The following is a 19982-nucleotide window of genomic DNA, read 5'->3' as shown; positions in this document are numbered from 1 at the left end:
TTGATAATAATTTTAAAAAAGAAAGGTTTTCAGTGTACTTTTTTCACAATTCATATTACACTAAGAGTGTAGAAATAATATTTAGGAGGATGACAAAGAATGAAATTTGAAAAAACAAAAGAAATTTTGAACCAACTCGTTGCAGATTTAAGCCAATTTTCCGTGGTAATTCATCAAACACATTGGTATATGCGTGGACCTGAATTTTTAACACTTCACCCACAAATGGATGAATACATGGATCAAATCAATGAGCAATTAGATGTTGTTTCAGAACGTTTAATCACATTGGACGGCTCTCCATTCTCAACATTGCGTGAATTCGCAGAAAATACAAAAATTGAAGATGAAATTGGTAACTGGGACCGCACCATTCCAGAACGTATGGAAAAATTAGTAGCAGGCTACCGTTATTTAGCAGACCTTTACGCAAAAGGAATCGAAGTTTCTGGTGAAGAAGGCGACGACTGCACACAAGACATTTTCATCGCAAACAAAACAGACATCGAAAAAAATATTTGGATGTTACAAGCCAAACTTGGCAAAGCGCCTGGTATTGACGCATAATTTAAAACAACTCCCAAAGCCGCTGACGTTGACGTTGGCGGTTTTTTTCTGTTTAAAAGGCACAAAAAAATAAGTGAAAATCTATTTTCTGAAAGCGCAGAAAAACATTGACTTTATCAGTGATTGAAGGTAAAATATTAAATGGTATTGTTTGCCCCACAATGAGCCCCGGAAACTCAAGTGTATGTCAAACATCGAAAACAAAATTGGAGGAAAGAAACGTGCGTACAACATATATGGCCAAAGCTGGCGAAGTAGAACGTAAATGGTACGTAGTAGATGCAACAGATGTTCCTTTAGGACGTCTATCAGCAGTTGTTGCTTCTGTACTACGTGGTAAAAATAAACCAACATTCACACCACATGTGGATACTGGAGATTTCGTAATCGTAATTAACGCTGATAAAGTAAAATTAACAGGTAAAAAAGCTACAGACAAAATTTACTACCGTCACTCAATGTATCCTGGAGGATTAAAATCAGTGACAGCTGGTGAATTACGCGACAAAAACTCTCGCCGTCTTATCGAAACTTCTGTAAAAGGTATGCTACCTAAAAACACTTTAGGACGTAAACAATTTACTAAATTGAACGTATACGGTGGAGCTGAGCATCCACATGCTGCACAACAACCAGAAGTATTAGATATCACGAACTTAATTTAAGGAGGGAAATTCATTGGCACAAGTACAATATAGCGGCACAGGCCGTCGTAAAAATGCAGTTGCCCGCGTACGCTTAGTACCAGGTACTGGTAAAATTACTGTAAACAAAAAAGACGTAGAAGAATATATTCCACATGCTGACTTGCGTGAAGTTATCAACCAACCATTTGGCGTAACTGAAACAAAAGGCGCTTACGATGTAATCGTAAACGTAAACGGTGGTGGCTATGCTGGACAATCAGGAGCTATCCGTCACGGAATCGCTCGTGCATTGTTACAAGTAGATCCTGACTTCCGTTCTGCTTTAAAACGCGCTGGGTTACTTACTCGTGACGCACGTATGGTTGAACGTAAAAAACCAGGTCTTAAAAAAGCCCGTAAAGCTTCACAGTTCTCAAAACGTTAATCGTTGTTATATCAACGATTTCAAGCACTTTCCAAGTTTTTGGAAGGTGCTTTTTTTCGTTGTGGTAATGAAAAAGGTAATGACAATATTATAAACCAGTGTAAGCAATGAATTTTTCTAACGCATTTCGTTGAGCTTTTTCAGTAACATGAGAATAAGTGTTAAGGGTAGTTTCAGCATTTTTATGACCCAATCGATCTTGTGTTTCTTTGATACTTGCTCCACCTTCTAGTAGAAGAGTAGCGTGAGTGTGCCGTAATCCATGAATAGTAACGTGCTTAAATTTATACTTCTTCTCTAAACGTTTCAATATATTATTTGAATAGTCCGCATGCAAAGGTTGATTAATGTCACCGTCTGCATTTACATAGGTAAAGATAAGTTGATTTTTTGTATTTGTATTTATGCCAAACCGCAGAAGCTCTCGAGCTTGTTCTTTTTTCCAGAGTTTTAACATTTCAATAGTTTGTGCATCAATTGGTAATATTCGTTCGGAAGACATATTTTTTGTATTTTTTTGAATCCTGACAGTTTTTCTTCTTGCATTCTTCTCTTCATTTCGAATAGTTGCATAGCTCTTTCTAACATGCATTAGCTGTTCTTCAAAATTAATGTCAGACCAATGAAGAGCAGCTAGCTCTCCTTTACGTATACCAGTAGTGATCAAAAGTTGGAAGATTAAAATATGTTTTAAAGGCTCTTCTTTATTGAGAATATCCCAAAAAGCTTTTAGTTCTTCTAATGAAAAGTAATTTTCATTTTCTTCCTTTTCCCGCTTTGGTAGATTTGTATTTGCCATAGGATTTCGATGTAATAGCTCTGCAAAAATGGCATACTCAAATATTTGAGAGCTGTAGGACTTAAGCTGTTTGATATTCGTGAATTTTACAGCCCAATCATTGACTGCATTCTGACAGTGAACAGGAGTAATCTTAGAAATGGACCTATCCCCGAATTTTGGTAGTATATGCAAGCGAAAAAGGTCTTTTGTACGTTGATATGTCGTTTCTTGTACACGATTCCTATAAGAAGGCAACCATTCTTCATAAACTGTTCTAAACAAGTCATTAGAAGGTTTATGATAGCCGCCGGTATCTTCAATCTCGACCTTTTTCCTTGCTTCGTGTAACTTGGCTTCTTTTTCAGTTTTAAACCCTTTTTTTACATAGTATTCTTGCTTTCCATTTTCATCTTTGCGAACATACAAGCGGACACTATATCGTGCACCGCTTTTTGTTGTGTACTTTTGTATTGACATAACTAATCTCTCCAATCTGATAACTTGGCGAGTTGGCTGATTGAATAATTAGTTTTATTGAAGTTTTGATATTAATCGAGCTGTTATCTCTCTTTTTAGATTGTTAACCTGTACTTGGGTTAAGTTGCCAAATAACTCAGATTCTAACTCTTTTCTTTCATCGATATTTAAGTTTAAAGCTTTATCAATAAACTTCTTTTGTTTGGCAAATAGAATCGTGTATTCAAAGGAGTCCTCTAGAATACTTTTTAAAAAAAGAAAGTCAGAGTCATCTTCTTGAAGTTTGACTTCAAGTAAAGAAGTCATGGAAAAGTATAGATTAGATAATTCAGTAAAATAATCTGAGTCAAGATTGGCAATATTCTTGACTATTTTGTCCTTTTTTTCTAAACGATCAGTTTTTATTCTATCAAGATTAGGTTGCTCTACGGAATTTGTTTCGTCTAATCCCATCAAATAACTTACAGGAACATGGAAATAATCAGCAAGGATATTCCATGTTTCAGTATTTCTAGGGTTTCGCTCACCACGGTAATAGTTCGTAAGAGTTGTATAGTTAATACCAGTTTCTGTACTAATTTGTTTAATGGTCTTTTTACTGGAATCAATATAAAATTTTATTCTATTCAAAGTAACGCCTCCTATATTAAATTCCAAATTATTATAGCATAAAAACCACAAATTGAGTAATTTTTTTATTGACATTACTCGTTTCGTGGTTTAATATGTGCTTTTTAAGATAAAAACCACAAAGTGAATAATTTGAAAGGAGGAGCTGAATGATAACTCTTAATGATCAATTCATTAGAAGCTTAAGAAGACATAGAGCCGATCTTATACTTAATAAAAACGATGCAGCAAAATTGATAGGTATAAATCGGAAAACATATGTCAAAATCGAAAATGGGAGCAAAGAAAGTATTAGAGCATCTACTTATCAAAAGTTGGTAAATTGGTTACTTGATGATTTGAAAATCTAAATAAATACAACTTGGCTGATTGAAGAAATAGAAATTGAGAGGAGAAAAATAATGGATGCAGGAATTACAGTAATGTTAGATAAACAACAAACGAATCAATTGAAAAATTATGTTTTTGAAATGACAAAAGAAGCTATTGATCAAGCAAGAATTGATACTGGATTAGAAAGACCATTTTTAAAAGGAAAAGAGATGGCTAAATATTTGAATGTATCATATACAACTTTTTTGAAATTTAAAAGAATGGGATTGCCAGTCATTTTACTAGAAAAAATGGAGTTGTTTTCAAAAGAAGAATGCAAAAAATGGATATTGAGTCATCAAATTTAAAAAACGAGGTGATTTTTTGAATAATAATGAAGTAGACAAAATTAAAAAGAGTATTCCCGTCAGTTTGTAGATCGGGGGAACACTCAATAATAAAGTTCTGAGAAAACTTTATTTGACTACATTTTAACATTTATTAGAAAGAAGAGGAATAGGAATAAATGGAAGAAATAGATAAGTTAATTGCTCAGTATGCATACTCAAAAGATGACGTATATGCTGAAAAATACTTGAAGTATCCGATTTTTTTAGATAAACATAAAAAATATAAGAAGATGAAACAAAGTACAAAAAAAGTTTATATGTATTTGAAAAAGCAAAATGAATATTCTCTAGAGAATTCAAAAGTTGACAGCAAAGGAAGAATTTTTTTGATTTTTGCTATAGAAAAAATAGCTGAAAAATCTTGTTTAACAAAGAAAACGGTAATAAGTGCATTGAGAGAGCTAGAGGAATATAAATTAATTACGATAAAAAAAAATGGATTTAACAAAAAAACTGGGAAGAATAATCCAAATTTTTATTATTTATTGAAACCCGAATTCAGCGAAGGAGATTTCTACAAAAAAAAGTGCATGGAAGAAAATTTACACTTACCGACAAATCAACATTGCAGCCCAGGTGGAAAAAATACACTTACCGGCAAATCAACATTCTTTGCTGATAAGTCATTCCCGCTTCCAGGTGAAATTTTTTTACAAGAACTTAATCATTCTTCTAAAGATTTTAAAGATTTTAAAGAATCACATAATGATGATCTTCTTGAATCACTTTCAACTAAAAATAATAAATTAGATGAAGAATTGATTGAAACATTTATTGAAGAAAATCTTCTTAAAAAAATATGGGGAGAAAGTATTGTGAATTGCTTAAAACTGGCTAGCAATAGTGATTATCGTCAATTCGCCAACTGGTACAAAAAATTCAATTATGCAATTAAATCTGCTGAAAAAGAACAAAAAGTTCAACTGAAAATTATCTATGAAATTTGTGATAACAAGTATTTTGTAGATCATGTTAGAGAACAGCTAGCAATGACTTTACGTGACTTGATACGAAGAGCAAAAACAGATCATCGTATCAAACAAAAAAATAATTATATCTTTACTTCTCTAAAAAATAAAGCGTTAGAACTAATCAAGCTACAAAAAAAAGAGGGAATTTAAAATGATTGAAAATCATCTAGTAGATAAGATTCACTGTCTTGATCAAAACACAGATACTCTTGAGTTAATCGAGAGTATCTGCTCAAATACTATTGTTCTCGATTTAAGGGCTGTTAATGATGATTACATAACTCACATCATCCTTAATAAAAAAATGGCTCAGAAGCTTTCTGAGAGCCTAAAAAAATGGGCTGAGGGAGGTAACAATGAAAATAATTAAAAAAAAGATTGCTGGTAGGAAAATAAACTGGTTAGCTCTGAGCTTACTTGCTTTAATGTTTATCGTTATTTTCATCGGTAATGTTGCTCATGCAAGCATTTTTAATTGGTTCGATGATACGGAAAGTCAAACTGAATTTTTGAATAATCCTATTTATCAACCGTATTTAAAAAAATATAACGGAAATTTTTACAGTCAGTTTGGATTTTGGATAGGGTGGTCTGTTATAAAATTGATGTTTGCAATTGTAGATGGCATTCAAAATATGATTCCTGGGGTTTTAGATTTGTTTAGCTTTGTAGAAAGTACCGGATTGAATAAAGTTTATCAGTCAGTATTAAATACTGTTGTTATTGGCTTGATGGTACTTTCGCTAATAATCATTGGATATAAAATGGTGACTGGTAAAGGAACGGTTGATCTAAAATCAGTTGGAATGAATGTTGTAATGTCGATTGCATTGATTCTTTTAATGCCAACCTTAATTCATAGCGGAATAGAGTTTTCTAAAACTTTTTATAATGATACGACTACGATTACAAATTCTGATGAGGGAGTACCGTGGTCGCTGATTGAACAAGGGGTTACTGATTTAGCTTATATCAATAAGACAGATCAATATTCAAGAATTGATAAAACAAATGATCGGAATAATTTAACAAAGAAAAATTTCTGGAAAACGGATCTTACACAAGTATTGACAGATAATGTACTTAAAAAAATGGAAAAAGAAAACGCAACTGCTGATAATTTGCGCTATGAATTAGTTGAAAATTCCGATAATGGATTTGTTGCAACGAAATTTGATGATAACTTCTTATCTACATTTTCAGACGGGTTAAAGTCGGGATATTATCGCTATCAAGCGAATTTGTGGGGGATTTCAATCGGACTTATTGCTTTAGCAATAGCCTATATTTTTAGCGCTTTTGTGATTATTACCGCAATTTTGGAATTGGCATTTAAACGTGTGCTTGGGATTTTAGTATTTGCTACAGACTTAGAAACGGGTCAGCGCTCAAAACTCGTGCTGTCGGATATTTTCCAGTGCTATTTAACAGTCGGTTTTCAAGGGTTTGGGTTATCAATGTTCGCTATGTTCATTAATTTTCTAAATGCTGGCGAAGGAATATCAACAAATATTTTTATAAAAACAATTGCTTATATTTGTGCCGTTATTGTGCTGATAAAGGGTAGTGGAACAGTCATGAGATACTTTGGTGTTGATATTGGACTAAAAGAAGGCTACGGACAACTTGCTTCAGCGTTTGGCATGGGTGCTATGCTCTTCCGAAAAGGAGCAGGAGGTATGAATCGTGCTAAAGGCGGAAAAAATAATGGTGGAAGTGATCAAGGTGAAGGAGAAGGTAGAAAGCTTGAACGAAACTTTGGTCAGTCGCTTTCACAACAGGCAAGTAAAACAGGTAAAGCGCTTGGATATGCTCGTGAGAGAGGATTATCAGGTCTTGCTTCTGACGGAGTGTCTAAAGCTACTGACACGGCAACGAAGCCACTCAAAGGTGTTCGTGGTGTAGCTGAAGGTATCGGTAAAGGATTTAAAGAAGGGTTAGATGATGGTACGGTATCAGCAATCAAGAAAAATAGTAAGCCTATATCAGCTTCAGATAATGAAAATGACAAAGGTCGATATGATACTTCTGTTCCAACGAGACTATCACAACGTAAAGACGGTGCAAAAACGCCTGATACAGATAGAGTCATTTCAAGTTCAGAACGCATGAAACAAAATGCTTCAAACATGCAATCTCAAATGCAACAAGATTTGAAACAACGAATTATTAAAGCAAGCGAAGGTGACACAAACAAAGCACGAGAAGAATTTATTCAGCAGAAGCGTCAGAAAGCCAAATATACTCCTGAATCACTTAGCCGTGAGGAAATGATTAAGCAACGAACAGAAGGGCGTAGAAACGATAATACAGGCCTTAAAGATATGCAAGTTCGTGAGAATCTTTCAAATAGCGGTTTGAACAGTACGAAGTCAGTAGATGTTTGGGAAAACTTACAGAATACTACAAGTAGTCAAGGTGGAAACAAGACAATTGATGTGCGAGAAAACGTACAAAGTAGTGGAGTAAGTCAGCCGAGAACAGTAGATGTTCGGGAAAACTTACAGAATACTACAAGTAGTCAAGGTGGAAACAAGACAATAGATGTACGAGAAAACGTACAAAGTAGTGGAGTAAGTCAGCCGAGAACAGTAGATGTTCGGGAAAACTTACAGAATACTACAAGTAGTCAAGGTGGGAATAAGACAATTGATGTGCGAGAAAACGTACAAAGTAGTGGAGTAAGTCAGCCGAGAACAGTAGATGTTCGGGAAAACTTACAGAATACTACAAGTAGTCAAGGTGGGAATAAGACAATTGATGTGCGAGAAAACGTACAAAGTAGTGGAGTAAGTCAGTCGAGAACAGTAGATGTTCGGGAAAACTTACAGAATACTACAAGTAGTCAAGGTAGAAATAAGACAATAGATGTACGAGAAAACGTACAAAGTAGTGGAGTAAGTCAACCGAGAACAGTAGATGTATACGAAACAAGAACAGAAGCTAAACAGAGTGATAAAACACAAAAAATAAATATTATCGAAGAGCGAAAAGAAAGACCTAATGAAAAAGTGATTATTGAACAAGAAGTGAAAGAGAAAAAACGGCCACGATTTACCTATGAAAATAATCCATTGTTTCAGGATATTTCAGATAAACCGAACCCACTTTTCGATAGTCTTTTCAAAAAATAAAGAGGTGAGTGCATTGCAATTAATCCTACAGCTAAGTACAAATGATTTTTCAATGCTTGACGAGTTGTGTGAGACAATCAGCAACACAATAAATGAAAAAATCACTGTCGCAAATTATATTGAATTGATGATTCAAGAAGAATTAAAGCTGAAAAGTGCAATAGAGAGCAGTCTAAAAAACTGCTCTCTATCAAAAAAGGAGTTGTAAACAGTGAATGAAAAGCAAAAGGTATATGAAAAAAATCGCAAACATAGTGAAGCTTTGAATTTTCGAGTTGATAAGAAGACTTATCTTGAATTGACATTGATTGCTAAACAAAGAGGAATTTCTAGATCCGATGTTTGTCGTGAACGACTAAAAGGACTCAAATATGAGCCACCGCTATTTGCTGAAGATGATAGAGTAGCTTTAAACAAACAGTTAAATCAAGTTGGCAACAATTTGAATCAAGCTGTTAAGGCATTAAATATTATTGCGAAATATTTTAAAGAACAATCTGAAAACAAAAAAGAAAAGAGTGTAAGTTTTAGTTTTGACAGCACTCGTTATGACATTTTTAAAGATGAAATTGCAAATAGCATAGCAAAAAAAATTGCAAATACTAATCCGAATAACATTTTTTTAGAGTCGAATCGCAATGCTATTTCTTACATGAAACTATCAGAAGCAGAAAAAGAATATTTTGAATACTGGGTAGGGAAACAAACTAGGCCTGATACTAAAGAAGAGTATTTTCAAAAAGTTGACCGGAATTTAATTCAATCGATTCAAATTATTGCAGGCTTAAAAGGTGAGGTGAAACAAATTTGGGAGCTACTATAACATCGAAAGGTCGCAAAAAAAATCTAGCTTCGTTGTTGCAGTATGCAGCAAATCCTTCAAAAAAGGAAAAATGCGTTGCAGTATCAGGAATAAATTGTAGTGATGACAGTGAGGAAGCACTAGAAGAAATGAATTTAGTACGAACTAAGATGAATAAATCAAAAGATATAGCGCAGGCCTGGCATGTCATTCACTCGTTTGATAAGAGCATTTCTAAAGAATTAAGTATTGAAAAAATGCACGAAATATCTATTGAGTTTGCAGAAAAAGCTTTTCCAAATTCGCAAATCATTGTTGCAAGTCACAATGATAAAGATCATTTTCACAGCCATCTTGTCATAAATAATTTTGATATGGATACAAATAAAAGATTGCGTATTGACCCTAAAGATTTAGAACGATTGCGAAAAATTAACGATGAGGTACTCATTAAAAATGGGCTCGAACCTGTGGACAATGAGTACTATGAGAATTTAGAAAAGAGAACGAATCTCTATTCAAATGATCCAAGTAAGTTGAAAAGTGGAAAAATTAATTATCAAGAATTTGTGCAAAATGCAATTGAAGCCACGTTGAAAAATCGAGAAGTCAATTCTTTTGAACATTTTTCGGATCACTTGGCAAAGGAATACAATATTGAAGTTTATCAATTTTCAAAAACAAATAACAAGCTTGGATATGTTCTTTACAAAGATGATGTAAATTTCTATGAGCGTAGAGATGAGCTCATAAGTTTGGGTAGAGATAAACAATCTCGAAAAGAAAAAAGTCAGTATGTTGAACGTACTTTTAGTGCGAGAAAATTAGGAAAAAGATATTCATTTGAATCTGTTTATGAACGACTTGAGAATAATTTAGAAGAAACACATCAGAATAATTTTGTTGAACTAGACACAGAACAGATAATGGCTTTAGCTAGTGGCGTTGATTATAAAACTGGGGAATTAAATGTACCGTTTGTTGAATTGGATCACATTGCACAAAAGCAATTTAGCAATCGTGATGGTGATAAACAATTCATTAAATATGATGAATTCTTACGGGAAGTAGATAAGCATTATGCTAGCACAATAAGCTTGGAAGATGATCAAGAATATACGATTAAACTTCATATTGATGTGAATCCTCGAAGTTTACGTAGTACTAAAAATAAAAAAATAGCTATTAAAAAGACAGATCAAAAAGAATTACTTCTACCGGCAGAGGGGTTTAAAAATTGTTCTCATACACCTTCTGCTAAACAGATTCACTATCAAATTAGTCGCATAATAAATGACGATGTGAAAATGTATCGTGCAAAAAAAGATTATGAATTTACGCAACAAATGATTGAAAATCAGCAAAAAAGACAACGAGATTTTGAGATGGGTTTCTAAAGGAATTCGTCAGTAGACTTTCCAGTTTCCCATCGATACGTAGGGAGTTGGAAAGAGGCGGTTTTGAGGGCATACGCCAGCTACCCATCTACTTGCCAGTCAATCCGCCCTTGCTTACGCAGGGCTACTTTCTGGCAAGTTAGATGGGGAAAACCTCTGAGGGAGCAAGCTCCCTACAGACTCCCTAAATAAAAAAGAAAAGGAGTAAAAACACATGTCTGATCCATATATTAAAGTGTATTGTTCAAAGGAAACTAAAACAATTTTTGACAGTTTTTACGAACAGAACAAAGGAATTTTCGGAACAAAAGCCAATATGTTTCGTGTGATGGTATCAAATTTACCAGTGCTAGCTAACCATTCAAATGTAAAATTAAGTAATCCTGAAAGCAAAGGAATTGAACAAAAAATTTCAGAAATAGAATCAATTGTGGTGGGAAAGTTGGATGAAATTGATCAAAAGTTATCGTATTCCCTAAAAAAACAAATGTAAAACGGAGGAGAAAAAAGATGCTTAAAGTGTACTTCCCGTTGCAGTGGCTCGTTAAAGGAATTCTTTTATTGCTACTAGGGTTGATTCTTTTTGGAAGCTATCTAACAATTAAAGACAGATATTTTCCAGAAGAAAAACCAATAAAAATTGTAACAAAAGATTTAAAATTAGGTGAAACTTATCAGGCGGATGGGGTTGAACTAACATTTAAAAATATTGAATTGACTGAAAAAAGAAATGAATTTGCGCAACATGATCGTGTATTACAAGTGACCTATACACTTAAAAATGATACAGAAAATCCGATACGTCCACAACAATGGTCGATTGAAAATAAAAATGGTGAAGAGCTTTATGAGTATGCTATGATATTGAATAATCCAGAATATATTGAAAGTGGTAAAGCAGAAACTGTTAATTATTATTATGAACTTCCGAGCGAAATCCAGAATTATCAAATCGTAATACGTGAAGCAGATGGTTATTTTGTTGGCTTGCCATTTACTTTGTAATCTTTTATTTGAAAGTAGCTTTATACTTTAATCGAATTAGATGTAGGACTGTCAAGATAATATCACGAGTGATTAGAGACAAAGAATCTATATCAATTTTACGATTTTTTGAAAATGAAAGTGAGTGAATTTGAAGAATGATTGATGAAAATAAATTGGTTCCGATTGAAACAATCGTGATTAAGAAAGAGATATTCGAGCAACTGTTTCATGATTTTTTTGTTCAATATGATACGATTTATGATTTTAGTTCGTCACTAGATTTATTTGAATTAGAAGCAGGAATAAAAGAAAACAGCCAAGAGAAAGCTGGTAACATTATCATTCCAGTGGAAAAATTCAATGATTTGTTCTCAGAAATATTTGGAATAGATACAGACTATTATCAACCACAAGAGGTTTTTCAATCCTTTAGAAATCAGATTATTCGTTCAAGTAATATTGCAAATTGAATTAAAAAAGAAGCGTTGAAGGAAAATTTATCCTTTCAGCGCTTCTTTTTTAGAATGTTTTAATGACCAAATCAGCTTCATTTTCAGGTTTGGGTAATTCCTGAAAGCTTGTATTTATCGTGCTCAATTGATCAACTAACCATGTTTGACTTTTTGAATCGTAGACGAATCTAAAATTAATATCGTTATTATCGTGTTGAAGGGGCGTCTCCAAATAATCTGCTGTATATTCATAGTCAACGTAACCTGCTAATACAAAAGAGAGTATCCCTTTATTTAATGTTAGATTTAATGGATGATCATACGACTTTATTTTTTTCAACTTCATATTGTACATATCTTCAGCCATAAAAGTTGAGTTCGTGATTTCATCTTGGGTCTCATTAAAAAAGCTATCCGAATAATCGCTTATTTTTGAAAAGTCTTTATTGGCACCAGCCTCAAAAAATTGTTCAACTTTTTCAGTATAAAGTTGTGCTAACGCTCCTTTTTCAATATTAACTTTAATATTTTCATGTCTATCAATTTGTGTGCTGTTCAGTAAGGGAAGATCAGCTTTTAGTTTTATATCGTCTTGATTTCTTTCAATTTCAATTGGCAAAATCTTTTCAGTAGATTCAGTTTCTGATAAAGGAACATCTAGTTTTTTATCATGATAATAAGCTTCAAATCCATCTGGAACCGGAAAAAAATGTATTGGGTAATTCTTTTCTGAGGTTGTTGTACTAGTTTCCGTACTTGTAGAACTTGTGTCAGAAGTGGTACACCCGCTTATAGTTCCGATGAGTAAAGCGCAAGTTAGAATGATTGCAAATTTCTTCAAAAAAATTCCTCCTTAAAATTGAATATGGACTAATACTAGTCCCATTGTAGCATACCGAATCTTTAAGATTAATAAGAAAAAGGACTAATTTTAGTCCAAAAGGTGTGCTATTCTTGAAAGAGGAAAAAATTATTGATAAAGAAAATGTAATCGGTAGCAATATTAGACGAGTCCGATTAGAAAAAGGAATTGGTCAAACCGAGCTGATTAGAGACCTACAGCTTCGTAAAATTGCTATAACTAGGGAAACGTTGGTTAAGATTGAAGGTGGCCGCCAACACATTAAGTTGGATCAATTGAAAGCCATCAAAGATATTCTACAGGTGTCTTATGAAGATTTGCTTCAATGACTACTTGTAGTCATTTCGTTTGAAATTATTATGGTACACCCTTATGTGTCACGAAGAAATACTGGTATAATAATGAATGGGATATGTAACGATAGGGTATACTCTTGTGTGACCTTTGAAAGGAAATAATATAAATGTTTGATACTAAAATTTATAATTGTATATATAATCAAAATTTAATAGGAAAAAAATCATCAGTACATTATGATAGTTCATTTAGATTAGACAGAGCTAGAGAACAGGTAGAAATGTATTCTAGTAGTTATCTAGGGTTATCAGGCAAACAAAAATGTCTAAATTTGATTATCGAGTATACAAATAGCTTTTTAAAGGAGATTGGGATTAGCCCAATTGAAAACCCTATGAGATATCTTGAAGAAGGAGATCTTGATAATGTCCTTTTTTATCGAGACATAAAAAAAGAAGCAAAATTAAAGTCTGTTAGTGATATAGTATGGATGAAGTTTACAAAAGAAGGACTATTAGGTGTTGTTGCAGTAAGTAACGATATTAATTTTGAAATTCCCAATAGCACTGACTATGATGCTGTAACGGATAAAAATCATTGGCAGCATAACACTTCAGGTATCTTAGCTCACAAATTGGGGCTGGAATGGGATGAAAGTTTCGTACTAATATTTCCTCTGAAAAATATTCCATCAAAATTATCAAGAAGTGATATTGAGTGCGGCATAGGAAACTACCTGATTGAAAAAGAAATTCCTATTATGGATTATTATTCACATAGATTTTAGTTTATTTTAAATGTAATGCTTATTGGAGTTTTCCAATAAGCATTTTTTGTAATATGTTAATATTTCCGTTGACAAGCTGTTGTACAGGGGTTATTATAAAAAACGTAGAAACCGCAAGGAAATATAAAGTTATTTCGAAAAATAATGAAAGAGTGTCTGAATTATCTTGTAGGAGGAAGTATATATGGAAATAAGAAAGCTTTCTGAGTTTGTAACCTTTGTTCAAGGAATTAATCAATCAAGAGCTGAAAAACAGTTTGGCAATCAAGAAATTGATTATTACGATCAAGCTTCATTTGAAGAAGATCATAAGTATTATAATGAAGCGACTCAAGAGGAAAGAGTAAACTATTTATTTGATCAAGAAGTATCTTTAGATAAATGCGATGTTGTTATTAGTAACTCACTTCAACGGGCAACAATGGTAAGTGGACAGAATGTTGGTAAAGTTCTGTCTCTAAATTTTACAAAAGTAGAGTTTAAAAGCGATTTGCTAGACAAGCGCTATTTTCTTTACTTATTTAACAATCATAAAGATATTCAACGTCAAAAAGATCGAGGTCTTCAAGGAACAGGTCCAGTTTTAAGGTTAACAAAACAGTCTCTGGAACAACTTGTTATTCCGCTACCTCTGATAGAAGAACAAAGAAAAATAGGGGGAATTTACACTGAATCATTGAAATTACAAAGTAAGTTAAGTATATATACTCGCTTGTTAGAGCAATTTACAAATTCTATGTTAGAAAAAAGTTTGGAGGAATAGATTATGAAAAAGCAATTCGGCATAAAAAGTCAATCTGAATTAAGGTTCGAGCAAGAAGTTGTGGATTATCTAACAAGAATCGGTGGCGTAAAACAATGGGAATATAAAGCTGAAATTAAAACAACAGAACAATTATGGAATAACTTCAAAAAAATTCTAGAACAAAATAATCAAGCTCGGCTAGATGAACCGTTATCTGCAACAGAGTTCAATCAAGTGAAAAAAATTATTACCAATATTAATACGCCTTATCAAGCTGGACAATTTTTATATGGTGTAAATGGTGTATCAGAAATTGAAGTTGATCTTGATAACGGAAAGCATGTTTTTTTGACCGTTTTTGATCAAGCCCAAGTTGGCGGCGGAAATACAGTCTATCAAGTCGTTAATCAAATTCAACGTCCAAAAGTTGTTGATGGTAAGCCCAATCGTCGGTTTGATATTACGCTTTTGATTAATGGGTTACCGATTATTCAAATTGAGTTGAAAAAGGCGCTACATAATGCGACAGAAGCTTTAAATCAAATGGAACAATATATTGCTGAGAAACAATTTAGTGGGATTTTTTCTACCTTACAGATACTCATTGCGATGACCCCGTTTGATATTCGTTACATGGCAAATACTACATTACAAAATTTCAATCGTGCATTTGCTTTCAATTGGCAAGATGAAGAAACAGCTCATCCAGTACGTTCATGGAAACTGTTTGCAGATAAAGTATTGTCTATTCCCATGGCCCATGATTTATCTACTCGATATATGGTGTTGGATGGTACAAAGAACAAAGAAAGTATCAAAGTCATGCGTCCGTATCAAGTCTATGCAACAAAACGGGTCCTTGATAAAGTTAGGAAATTTGATTTTAAGCATGACGAGGGCAAGCTAGGCTATATTTGGCATACGACAGGTTCAGGAAAAACGATTACAAGTTTTAAAACGGCATGGTTAGCGAGTCGCTTATCAAATGTAGACAAGGTTATTTTCTTGGTAGACCGAATTGCATTGACAAACCAGACAGCAGATGCCTATAGAGCATATGATCCAATCGCTGGATTTGAAGGGAAAACTGGTGTTGTAAGTGATACTGCCAATATTTCTGACTTGCACCGTAAACTTACCAAAAAAAGTGATAAAAACATCATAGTAACAAGTATTCAAAAAATGTCTCGATATGTAACAAGAGACAGCTTTCAACCATTAACTGAGAATGTATTATTTATTGTTGATGAAGCACATCGTTCAACAGGTGATGGGACTAAAAATGAAGGGATGCTAGAATCTATTCGAAAAGCCTTGCCTAACTCTGCTTGGGTTGGTTATACAGGTACACCTAAGTTTCCAGAAACGCGAGAAATTTTTGGTGACTTATTACATGCTTATACGATTAAAGAAGCTATCGCTGATAAAAACGTTTTGGGATTCAAAGTGGAGTTTAAGGAGACGATTGAAGCACCAGCAGATCCTACAGAAGAAGATATTGACGACAATCTTCGTGGCAGTGTGTATGATCATAGTCCCGAGCATGTAGAACTCGTTGTTGAAGATATTTTTGATAACTGGAAAGAACGCTCTAATAATCGGAAATACAATGCGTTATTTACAGTACATGTAGGGGGAAATCGTGCTAGTACTCCTCGAGCAATGGAATATTTTGATAAATTTATGGAAGAAAATAATAAACGGTCAATTGAGGATCAGATAAAAGTTGCCATTAGTTTTTCGATGGATACATCAAATAGTAGTCATCAGCTAAAAACAAATGAAAATCTTCACCGAGCAATTCAATCTTATAATAGATTGTTTGGTACTGCTTTTGATATGACGACAGTTAAATCATATACAGAAGATTTAGCTAGACGTTTGAACAAAACAGCTGACGATGGAAATTATTTGGATCTAGTCATTGTCGTGGATCAACTATTAACAGGTTTTGATGCACCGGAGCTTAATACATTGTACATTGATCGTACGTTAAAAGGTGGCAATCTAATTCAAGCATATTCACGTACGAATAGAATCCATGATAGGGATGCAAAGCCACAAGGAAATATTGTTAATTATCGTTGGCCCATCCAAAATGAATACGAAATGAATAAGTCTTTTGCTATTTATTCAAATCGAGATTCAGCAGCAGAGCAACTATCGCTAGATGAATTAAAAAAAGACAATGAAGAGTCGGGGATTTTATCGAAATCATTTAGTAAAATCGAATCAGAAACCAAAGAAGTGATTCAGAAATTAGCTGAACTAACAGATAATTTTATTCAATTACCTCCAAGTGAAAAAGCGCAAGAGGAAGTATTTGAAGGATTACAGGAGTACAATCGATTACTAAATCAACTGAAGCAATTCACGGAGGACGATGAAAAAAATCCTGTTTCTGTTTATGATGAACCGGAACTGTTCTATGACCGCTTAGGAATTACAGAGGATCAAGAGGTCATGCTGACAACGGTACTTGCTAACGAGTTGCGTGAACGCCGAGCCCAAATCGAAAATATCGATATATCGCAAGTCAATTTAGAGATGACGCATATTCACGATGTGACGATCAATTATGATTATCTGATTGAATTGATCGCACGAATGGCAGATGAGGTTCATGAAGATAAAATGGATCAAGCTGAGCTGACAAAAAATGAGATCGATGTTGAAATTGCAAAATCGGATAGCGATAAGGAGATTACGAAAGTTCGTAATTTTGTTTCCAAGATCTTTACGAAGGAATTCATCTTTGATAAGTATCCGGCTCCTAGAGATGTTGAAGAAATGAATCAAGCGATGGAACAATCTCAAAAAGATAGCAATATCAAACTATATACAGAATTTGTTCGCACATGGGGATTGGATAATAGTGTGAAGCCAAAAGATTTAGCCAAATTAATTTCACGGCATCGAGTTGGTCAAGAAGATATGGACAAACAAGGTGAACTAACAGCAATGATGAACGATGCACGAACAGATTATAAAGAAATCGCAGCAGCGGAAGTGGCGAATCTTTCATGGGTTAAGTATCGAATTGAATTTCGGAAAGCTTTCTATCAGATGGCGGACGAGACTAAGAAAGGGGAGTAAGTTCTATTGAATGAAATTCAGTTTTTAATTTATGAAGATAGTGATAAAGTCGAAGTGCTTATTCGAGAAGAGACAATTTGGGCGACGCAAAAGACGATTTCACAACTTTTTGATGTTGGGGTACCAGCAATTAGCAAGCATTTAAAAAATATATTTGAGTCTGGTGAATTAGATGAAGAAGTGGTTGTTTCCATTTTGGAAAATACCACTCAACATGGCGCAATAGATGGAAAAACACAAACAAATAAGGTCAAATATTATAATCTCGATGCGATTATTTCTATTGGTTACCGAGTTAATTCTCAAAAAGCAACAAAATTTCGAATCTGGGCAACAGATATTCTGAAAGACTATATTCAAAAGGGCTTCAAAATTGACGTAGAGCGAATGAAACAAGGTGAGAATGCTTTTGGAAAGGATTACTTCCGAGAGTTATTAGAAACGGTTCGCTCAATTCGTGCCAGTGAACGAAGAATTTGGCAACAAATTACTGATGTATTTGCAGAAATCTCTTATGATTATGACAAAAACTCTGAAATTACGAAGCAGTTTTATGCCACTGTACAAAATAAATTTCACTATGCTATTACTGGAAAAACAGCTGCGGAGATTGTTTTTAATGGTGCAGATAAAACAAAAGAGAACATGGGACTGACGACTTGGAAAAACTCTCCAGATGGAAGAATCCTACAGTCAGATGTATCAGTTGCTAAAAATTATTTATCAGAAAAACAAATTCGCAGTCTTGAACGGAACGTATCTTCTTATTTTGATTATGTTGAGCGATTATTGGAAGATGAAACACTTTTAGGTATGGAAGATTTTGCCAAAAGCATAGATGAATTTCTAACATTTAATCGCTATCAAATTCTTGATGGAAACGGAAAAATTAGCAGTAAAGCAGCTAAGAGAAAAGCGGTTGATGAGTACAAGGAGTTCAATAAACATCAGCATATCGTTTCTGATTTTGATAAGGAGATAACGAAGATCGAAGGAGAGTTAAAATGAGCAATGAAATAACAAAAGAACCTGAAATTCGATTTGACGGATACGAGGGAGATTGGGAAGAGCGTAAGGTTGGGGAGGTGTTCTCTGAACGGTCAGAACGTAGTGGCGAAGGAGAGCTTATCTCGGTCACTATTAATTCAGGAGTTGTAAAGGCAAGCGAACTTGATAGAAAAGATAATTCCAGTGATGACAAGTCAAATTACAAGAAAGTTGAAGTTGGTGATATTGCATACAACTCAATGAGAATGTGGCAAGGTGCAAGCGGATATTCCCCTTATAATGGCATTCTAAGCCCTGCATACACAGTTATCATTCCAAAAAAAGATATTGACTCGAAGTTCTTTGCGTATGATTTCAAGCGATATGACATGATTCAAACGTTCAAGAGAAACTCACAAGGCTTAACATCTGATACATGGAATTTGAAATTTCCAACGCTAAAATCAGTTAAAGTAATGGTTCCTAGTATTGAAGAACAAAAGCAAATTTCTACCTTTTTTGAGAGCCTTGACACGACCATCACCCTTCATCAGCGTGAGCTTGATCTGTTAGAGCAAACAAAACAAACTTATTTAAAAAAAATGTTTCCTAAAACAGGTGAAGATAAACCAGAAATTCGTTTTGCTGGATTTACTGACGCTTGGGAACAGCGTAAGTTGGGTGATTATGTAATAGATTACGTTGAAAAAACTACTGTACAAAATCAATTTCCCGTACTAACTTCCTCACAACAAAGAGGTATAGTTTTTCAGGAAGACTATTTTGCAAATCGACAGGTAACTACAGATAACAATGTTGGATATTTTGTGTTACCTAGAGGTTATTTTACCTATCGTAGTCGAAGCGATAACAATATTTTTGTATTTAATCGAAACGATATTGTTGATAAGGGGATTATTAGCTATTTTTACCCTGTTTTTACTTTGAAATCTGCTAACCCCGATTTTTTCTTGAAACGAATTAATAATGGAATTCAACGTCAGTTATCTATTCAAGCAGAAGGAACTGGGCAACACGTTCTATCACTAAAAAAGTTTAAAAATATCATAGCAAAATTTCCTAATGAAAAAGAGCAAGCTCAAATAGGGAACTTCTTCAAACACCTCGACAACGCTATCGCTCTTCATCAGCGTGAGTTGGATTCACTAAAAGAAATGAAAAAAACATTGCTACAAAAAATGTTTGTCTAAAAGGAG

Annotated in this window: 23 protein-coding genes; 20 read left to right on the top strand and 3 right to left on the bottom strand. The window is 33.9% G+C overall.

Features of this window, described 5'->3' with window-relative positions; translation table 11 throughout:
* Nucleotides 1-99 precede the first annotated feature (99 nt).
* The 3 genes from IGL48_RS13570 (at nucleotide 100) to rpsI (ending at nucleotide 1638) form a co-directional block, all read left to right on the top strand.
* Nucleotides 100-567, top strand: coding sequence for a Dps family protein (locus tag IGL48_RS13570; protein WP_002354782.1), 468 nt, complete (start codon nucleotides 100-102; stop codon nucleotides 565-567).
* 236 nt (nucleotides 568-803) lie between these two features.
* Entirely contained in the window at nucleotides 804-1232 is a 429-nt protein-coding gene (rplM, locus tag IGL48_RS13565; protein ID WP_048670019.1) for a 50S ribosomal protein L13, read from the top strand.
* A gap of 13 nt (nucleotides 1233-1245) precedes the next feature.
* The gene (gene rpsI, locus IGL48_RS13560; protein WP_002354786.1) at nucleotides 1246-1638 is read left to right on the top strand and encodes a 30S ribosomal protein S9; all 393 of its coding nucleotides are present in this window, start codon (nucleotides 1246-1248) and stop codon (nucleotides 1636-1638) included.
* A gap of 88 nt (nucleotides 1639-1726) precedes the next feature.
* Here rpsI and IGL48_RS13555 read toward each other — a convergent pair whose 3' ends face one another.
* Nucleotides 1727-2896, bottom strand: a complete 1170-nt coding sequence (locus IGL48_RS13555) for a site-specific integrase (protein WP_048949302.1) — start codon at nucleotides 2894-2896, stop codon at nucleotides 1727-1729.
* A gap of 54 nt (nucleotides 2897-2950) precedes the next feature.
* Nucleotides 2951-3601 carry a helix-turn-helix transcriptional regulator gene (locus IGL48_RS13550; protein WP_048949301.1) on the bottom strand — a complete coding sequence of 217 codons (651 nt, stop codon included), beginning with the start codon at nucleotides 3599-3601 and terminating at the stop codon, nucleotides 2951-2953.
* A 74-nt stretch (nucleotides 3602-3675) separates the two neighbouring features.
* Between IGL48_RS13550 and IGL48_RS13545 the strand changes: the two genes are divergently transcribed.
* The 11 genes from IGL48_RS13545 (at nucleotide 3676) to IGL48_RS13495 (ending at nucleotide 12009) form a co-directional block, all read left to right on the top strand.
* Nucleotides 3676-3876: a helix-turn-helix domain-containing protein gene (locus IGL48_RS13545; protein WP_048949300.1), complete on the top strand. Its 201-nt coding sequence runs from the start codon at nucleotides 3676-3678 to the stop codon at nucleotides 3874-3876.
* A 51-nt stretch (nucleotides 3877-3927) separates the two neighbouring features.
* Complete coding sequence (locus IGL48_RS13540; protein WP_002318019.1) at nucleotides 3928-4206, top strand: hypothetical protein; 279 nt, start codon at nucleotides 3928-3930, stop codon at nucleotides 4204-4206.
* 158 nt (nucleotides 4207-4364) lie between these two features.
* A complete protein-coding gene (locus IGL48_RS13535; RefSeq protein ID WP_048949299.1) occupies nucleotides 4365-5369 on the top strand; it encodes a replication initiator protein A in 1005 nt (334 codons plus the stop codon).
* Between the two features lies 1 nt (nucleotide 5370).
* Nucleotides 5371-5589: a hypothetical protein gene (locus IGL48_RS13530; protein WP_002341653.1), complete on the top strand. Its 219-nt coding sequence runs from the start codon at nucleotides 5371-5373 to the stop codon at nucleotides 5587-5589.
* Nucleotides 5576-8353 (top strand): pLS20_p028 family conjugation system transmembrane protein, encoded by a 2778-nt coding sequence (locus tag IGL48_RS13525; RefSeq protein WP_202518467.1) that lies wholly within the window; start codon nucleotides 5576-5578, stop codon nucleotides 8351-8353. Before IGL48_RS13530 ends, IGL48_RS13525 begins: the two co-directional genes overlap by 14 nt.
* 13 nt (nucleotides 8354-8366) lie before the next feature.
* Nucleotides 8367-8561: a hypothetical protein gene (locus IGL48_RS13520; RefSeq protein ID WP_048949557.1), complete on the top strand. Its 195-nt coding sequence runs from the start codon at nucleotides 8367-8369 to the stop codon at nucleotides 8559-8561.
* A gap of 3 nt (nucleotides 8562-8564) precedes the next feature.
* Nucleotides 8565-9176 carry a plasmid mobilization protein gene (locus IGL48_RS13515; RefSeq protein WP_048949556.1) on the top strand — a complete coding sequence of 204 codons (612 nt, stop codon included), beginning with the start codon at nucleotides 8565-8567 and terminating at the stop codon, nucleotides 9174-9176.
* Complete coding sequence (locus IGL48_RS13510) at nucleotides 9161-10552, top strand: relaxase/mobilization nuclease domain-containing protein (protein WP_048949555.1); 1392 nt, start codon at nucleotides 9161-9163, stop codon at nucleotides 10550-10552. The genes IGL48_RS13515 and IGL48_RS13510 overlap by 16 nt, the downstream gene beginning before the upstream one ends.
* Before the next feature lie 214 nt (nucleotides 10553-10766).
* Nucleotides 10767-11045, top strand: a complete 279-nt coding sequence (locus IGL48_RS13505) for a hypothetical protein (RefSeq protein WP_231411023.1) — start codon at nucleotides 10767-10769, stop codon at nucleotides 11043-11045.
* Nucleotides 11046-11062: 17 nt separating this feature from the next.
* Nucleotides 11063-11557, top strand: a complete 495-nt coding sequence (locus tag IGL48_RS13500) for a hypothetical protein (RefSeq protein WP_048949554.1) — start codon at nucleotides 11063-11065, stop codon at nucleotides 11555-11557.
* A 137-nt stretch (nucleotides 11558-11694) separates the two neighbouring features.
* A complete protein-coding gene (locus IGL48_RS13495) occupies nucleotides 11695-12009 on the top strand; it encodes a hypothetical protein (protein ID WP_048949553.1) in 315 nt (104 codons plus the stop codon).
* A 49-nt stretch (nucleotides 12010-12058) separates the two neighbouring features.
* On the opposite strand, the gene IGL48_RS13490 is transcribed toward IGL48_RS13495, so the two are convergent.
* Nucleotides 12059-12832: a hypothetical protein gene (locus tag IGL48_RS13490; protein ID WP_048949552.1), complete on the bottom strand. Its 774-nt coding sequence runs from the start codon at nucleotides 12830-12832 to the stop codon at nucleotides 12059-12061.
* 104 nt (nucleotides 12833-12936) lie between these two features.
* Here IGL48_RS13490 and IGL48_RS13485 point away from each other — a divergent pair, with 104 nt between their 5' ends.
* The 6 genes from IGL48_RS13485 (at nucleotide 12937) to IGL48_RS13460 (ending at nucleotide 19976) form a co-directional block, all read left to right on the top strand.
* On the top strand, nucleotides 12937-13182 hold the full coding sequence (locus tag IGL48_RS13485) for a helix-turn-helix domain-containing protein (RefSeq protein ID WP_002287739.1): 246 nt from the start codon (nucleotides 12937-12939) through the stop codon (nucleotides 13180-13182).
* Between the two features lie 134 nt (nucleotides 13183-13316).
* Nucleotides 13317-13937, top strand: coding sequence for a hypothetical protein (locus IGL48_RS13480; RefSeq protein ID WP_048949551.1), 621 nt, complete (start codon nucleotides 13317-13319; stop codon nucleotides 13935-13937).
* A gap of 184 nt (nucleotides 13938-14121) precedes the next feature.
* Nucleotides 14122-14700 carry a restriction endonuclease subunit S gene (locus tag IGL48_RS13475; RefSeq protein WP_048949550.1) on the top strand — a complete coding sequence of 193 codons (579 nt, stop codon included), beginning with the start codon at nucleotides 14122-14124 and terminating at the stop codon, nucleotides 14698-14700.
* A 3-nt stretch (nucleotides 14701-14703) separates the two neighbouring features.
* Nucleotides 14704-17778 carry a type I restriction endonuclease subunit R gene (locus IGL48_RS13470; protein WP_202518466.1) on the top strand — a complete coding sequence of 1025 codons (3075 nt, stop codon included), beginning with the start codon at nucleotides 14704-14706 and terminating at the stop codon, nucleotides 17776-17778.
* Nucleotides 17779-17784: 6 nt separating this feature from the next.
* Entirely contained in the window at nucleotides 17785-18786 is a 1002-nt protein-coding gene (rhuM, locus tag IGL48_RS13465) for a RhuM family protein (RefSeq protein WP_048949549.1), read from the top strand.
* A complete protein-coding gene (locus IGL48_RS13460) occupies nucleotides 18783-19976 on the top strand; it encodes a restriction endonuclease subunit S (protein ID WP_048949548.1) in 1194 nt (397 codons plus the stop codon). The genes rhuM and IGL48_RS13460 overlap by 4 nt, the downstream gene beginning before the upstream one ends.
* The last annotated feature ends 6 nt before the right edge of the window (nucleotides 19977-19982 follow it).

The sequence above is a fragment of the Enterococcus sp. DIV1090 genome, from assembly GCF_050537975.1.
Classification (GTDB): Bacteria; Bacillota; Bacilli; order Lactobacillales; family Enterococcaceae; genus Enterococcus; species Enterococcus faecalis.
Note: the sequence above shows the minus strand (reverse complement) of the source record. Positions and strands in the feature narration are given on the sequence as shown.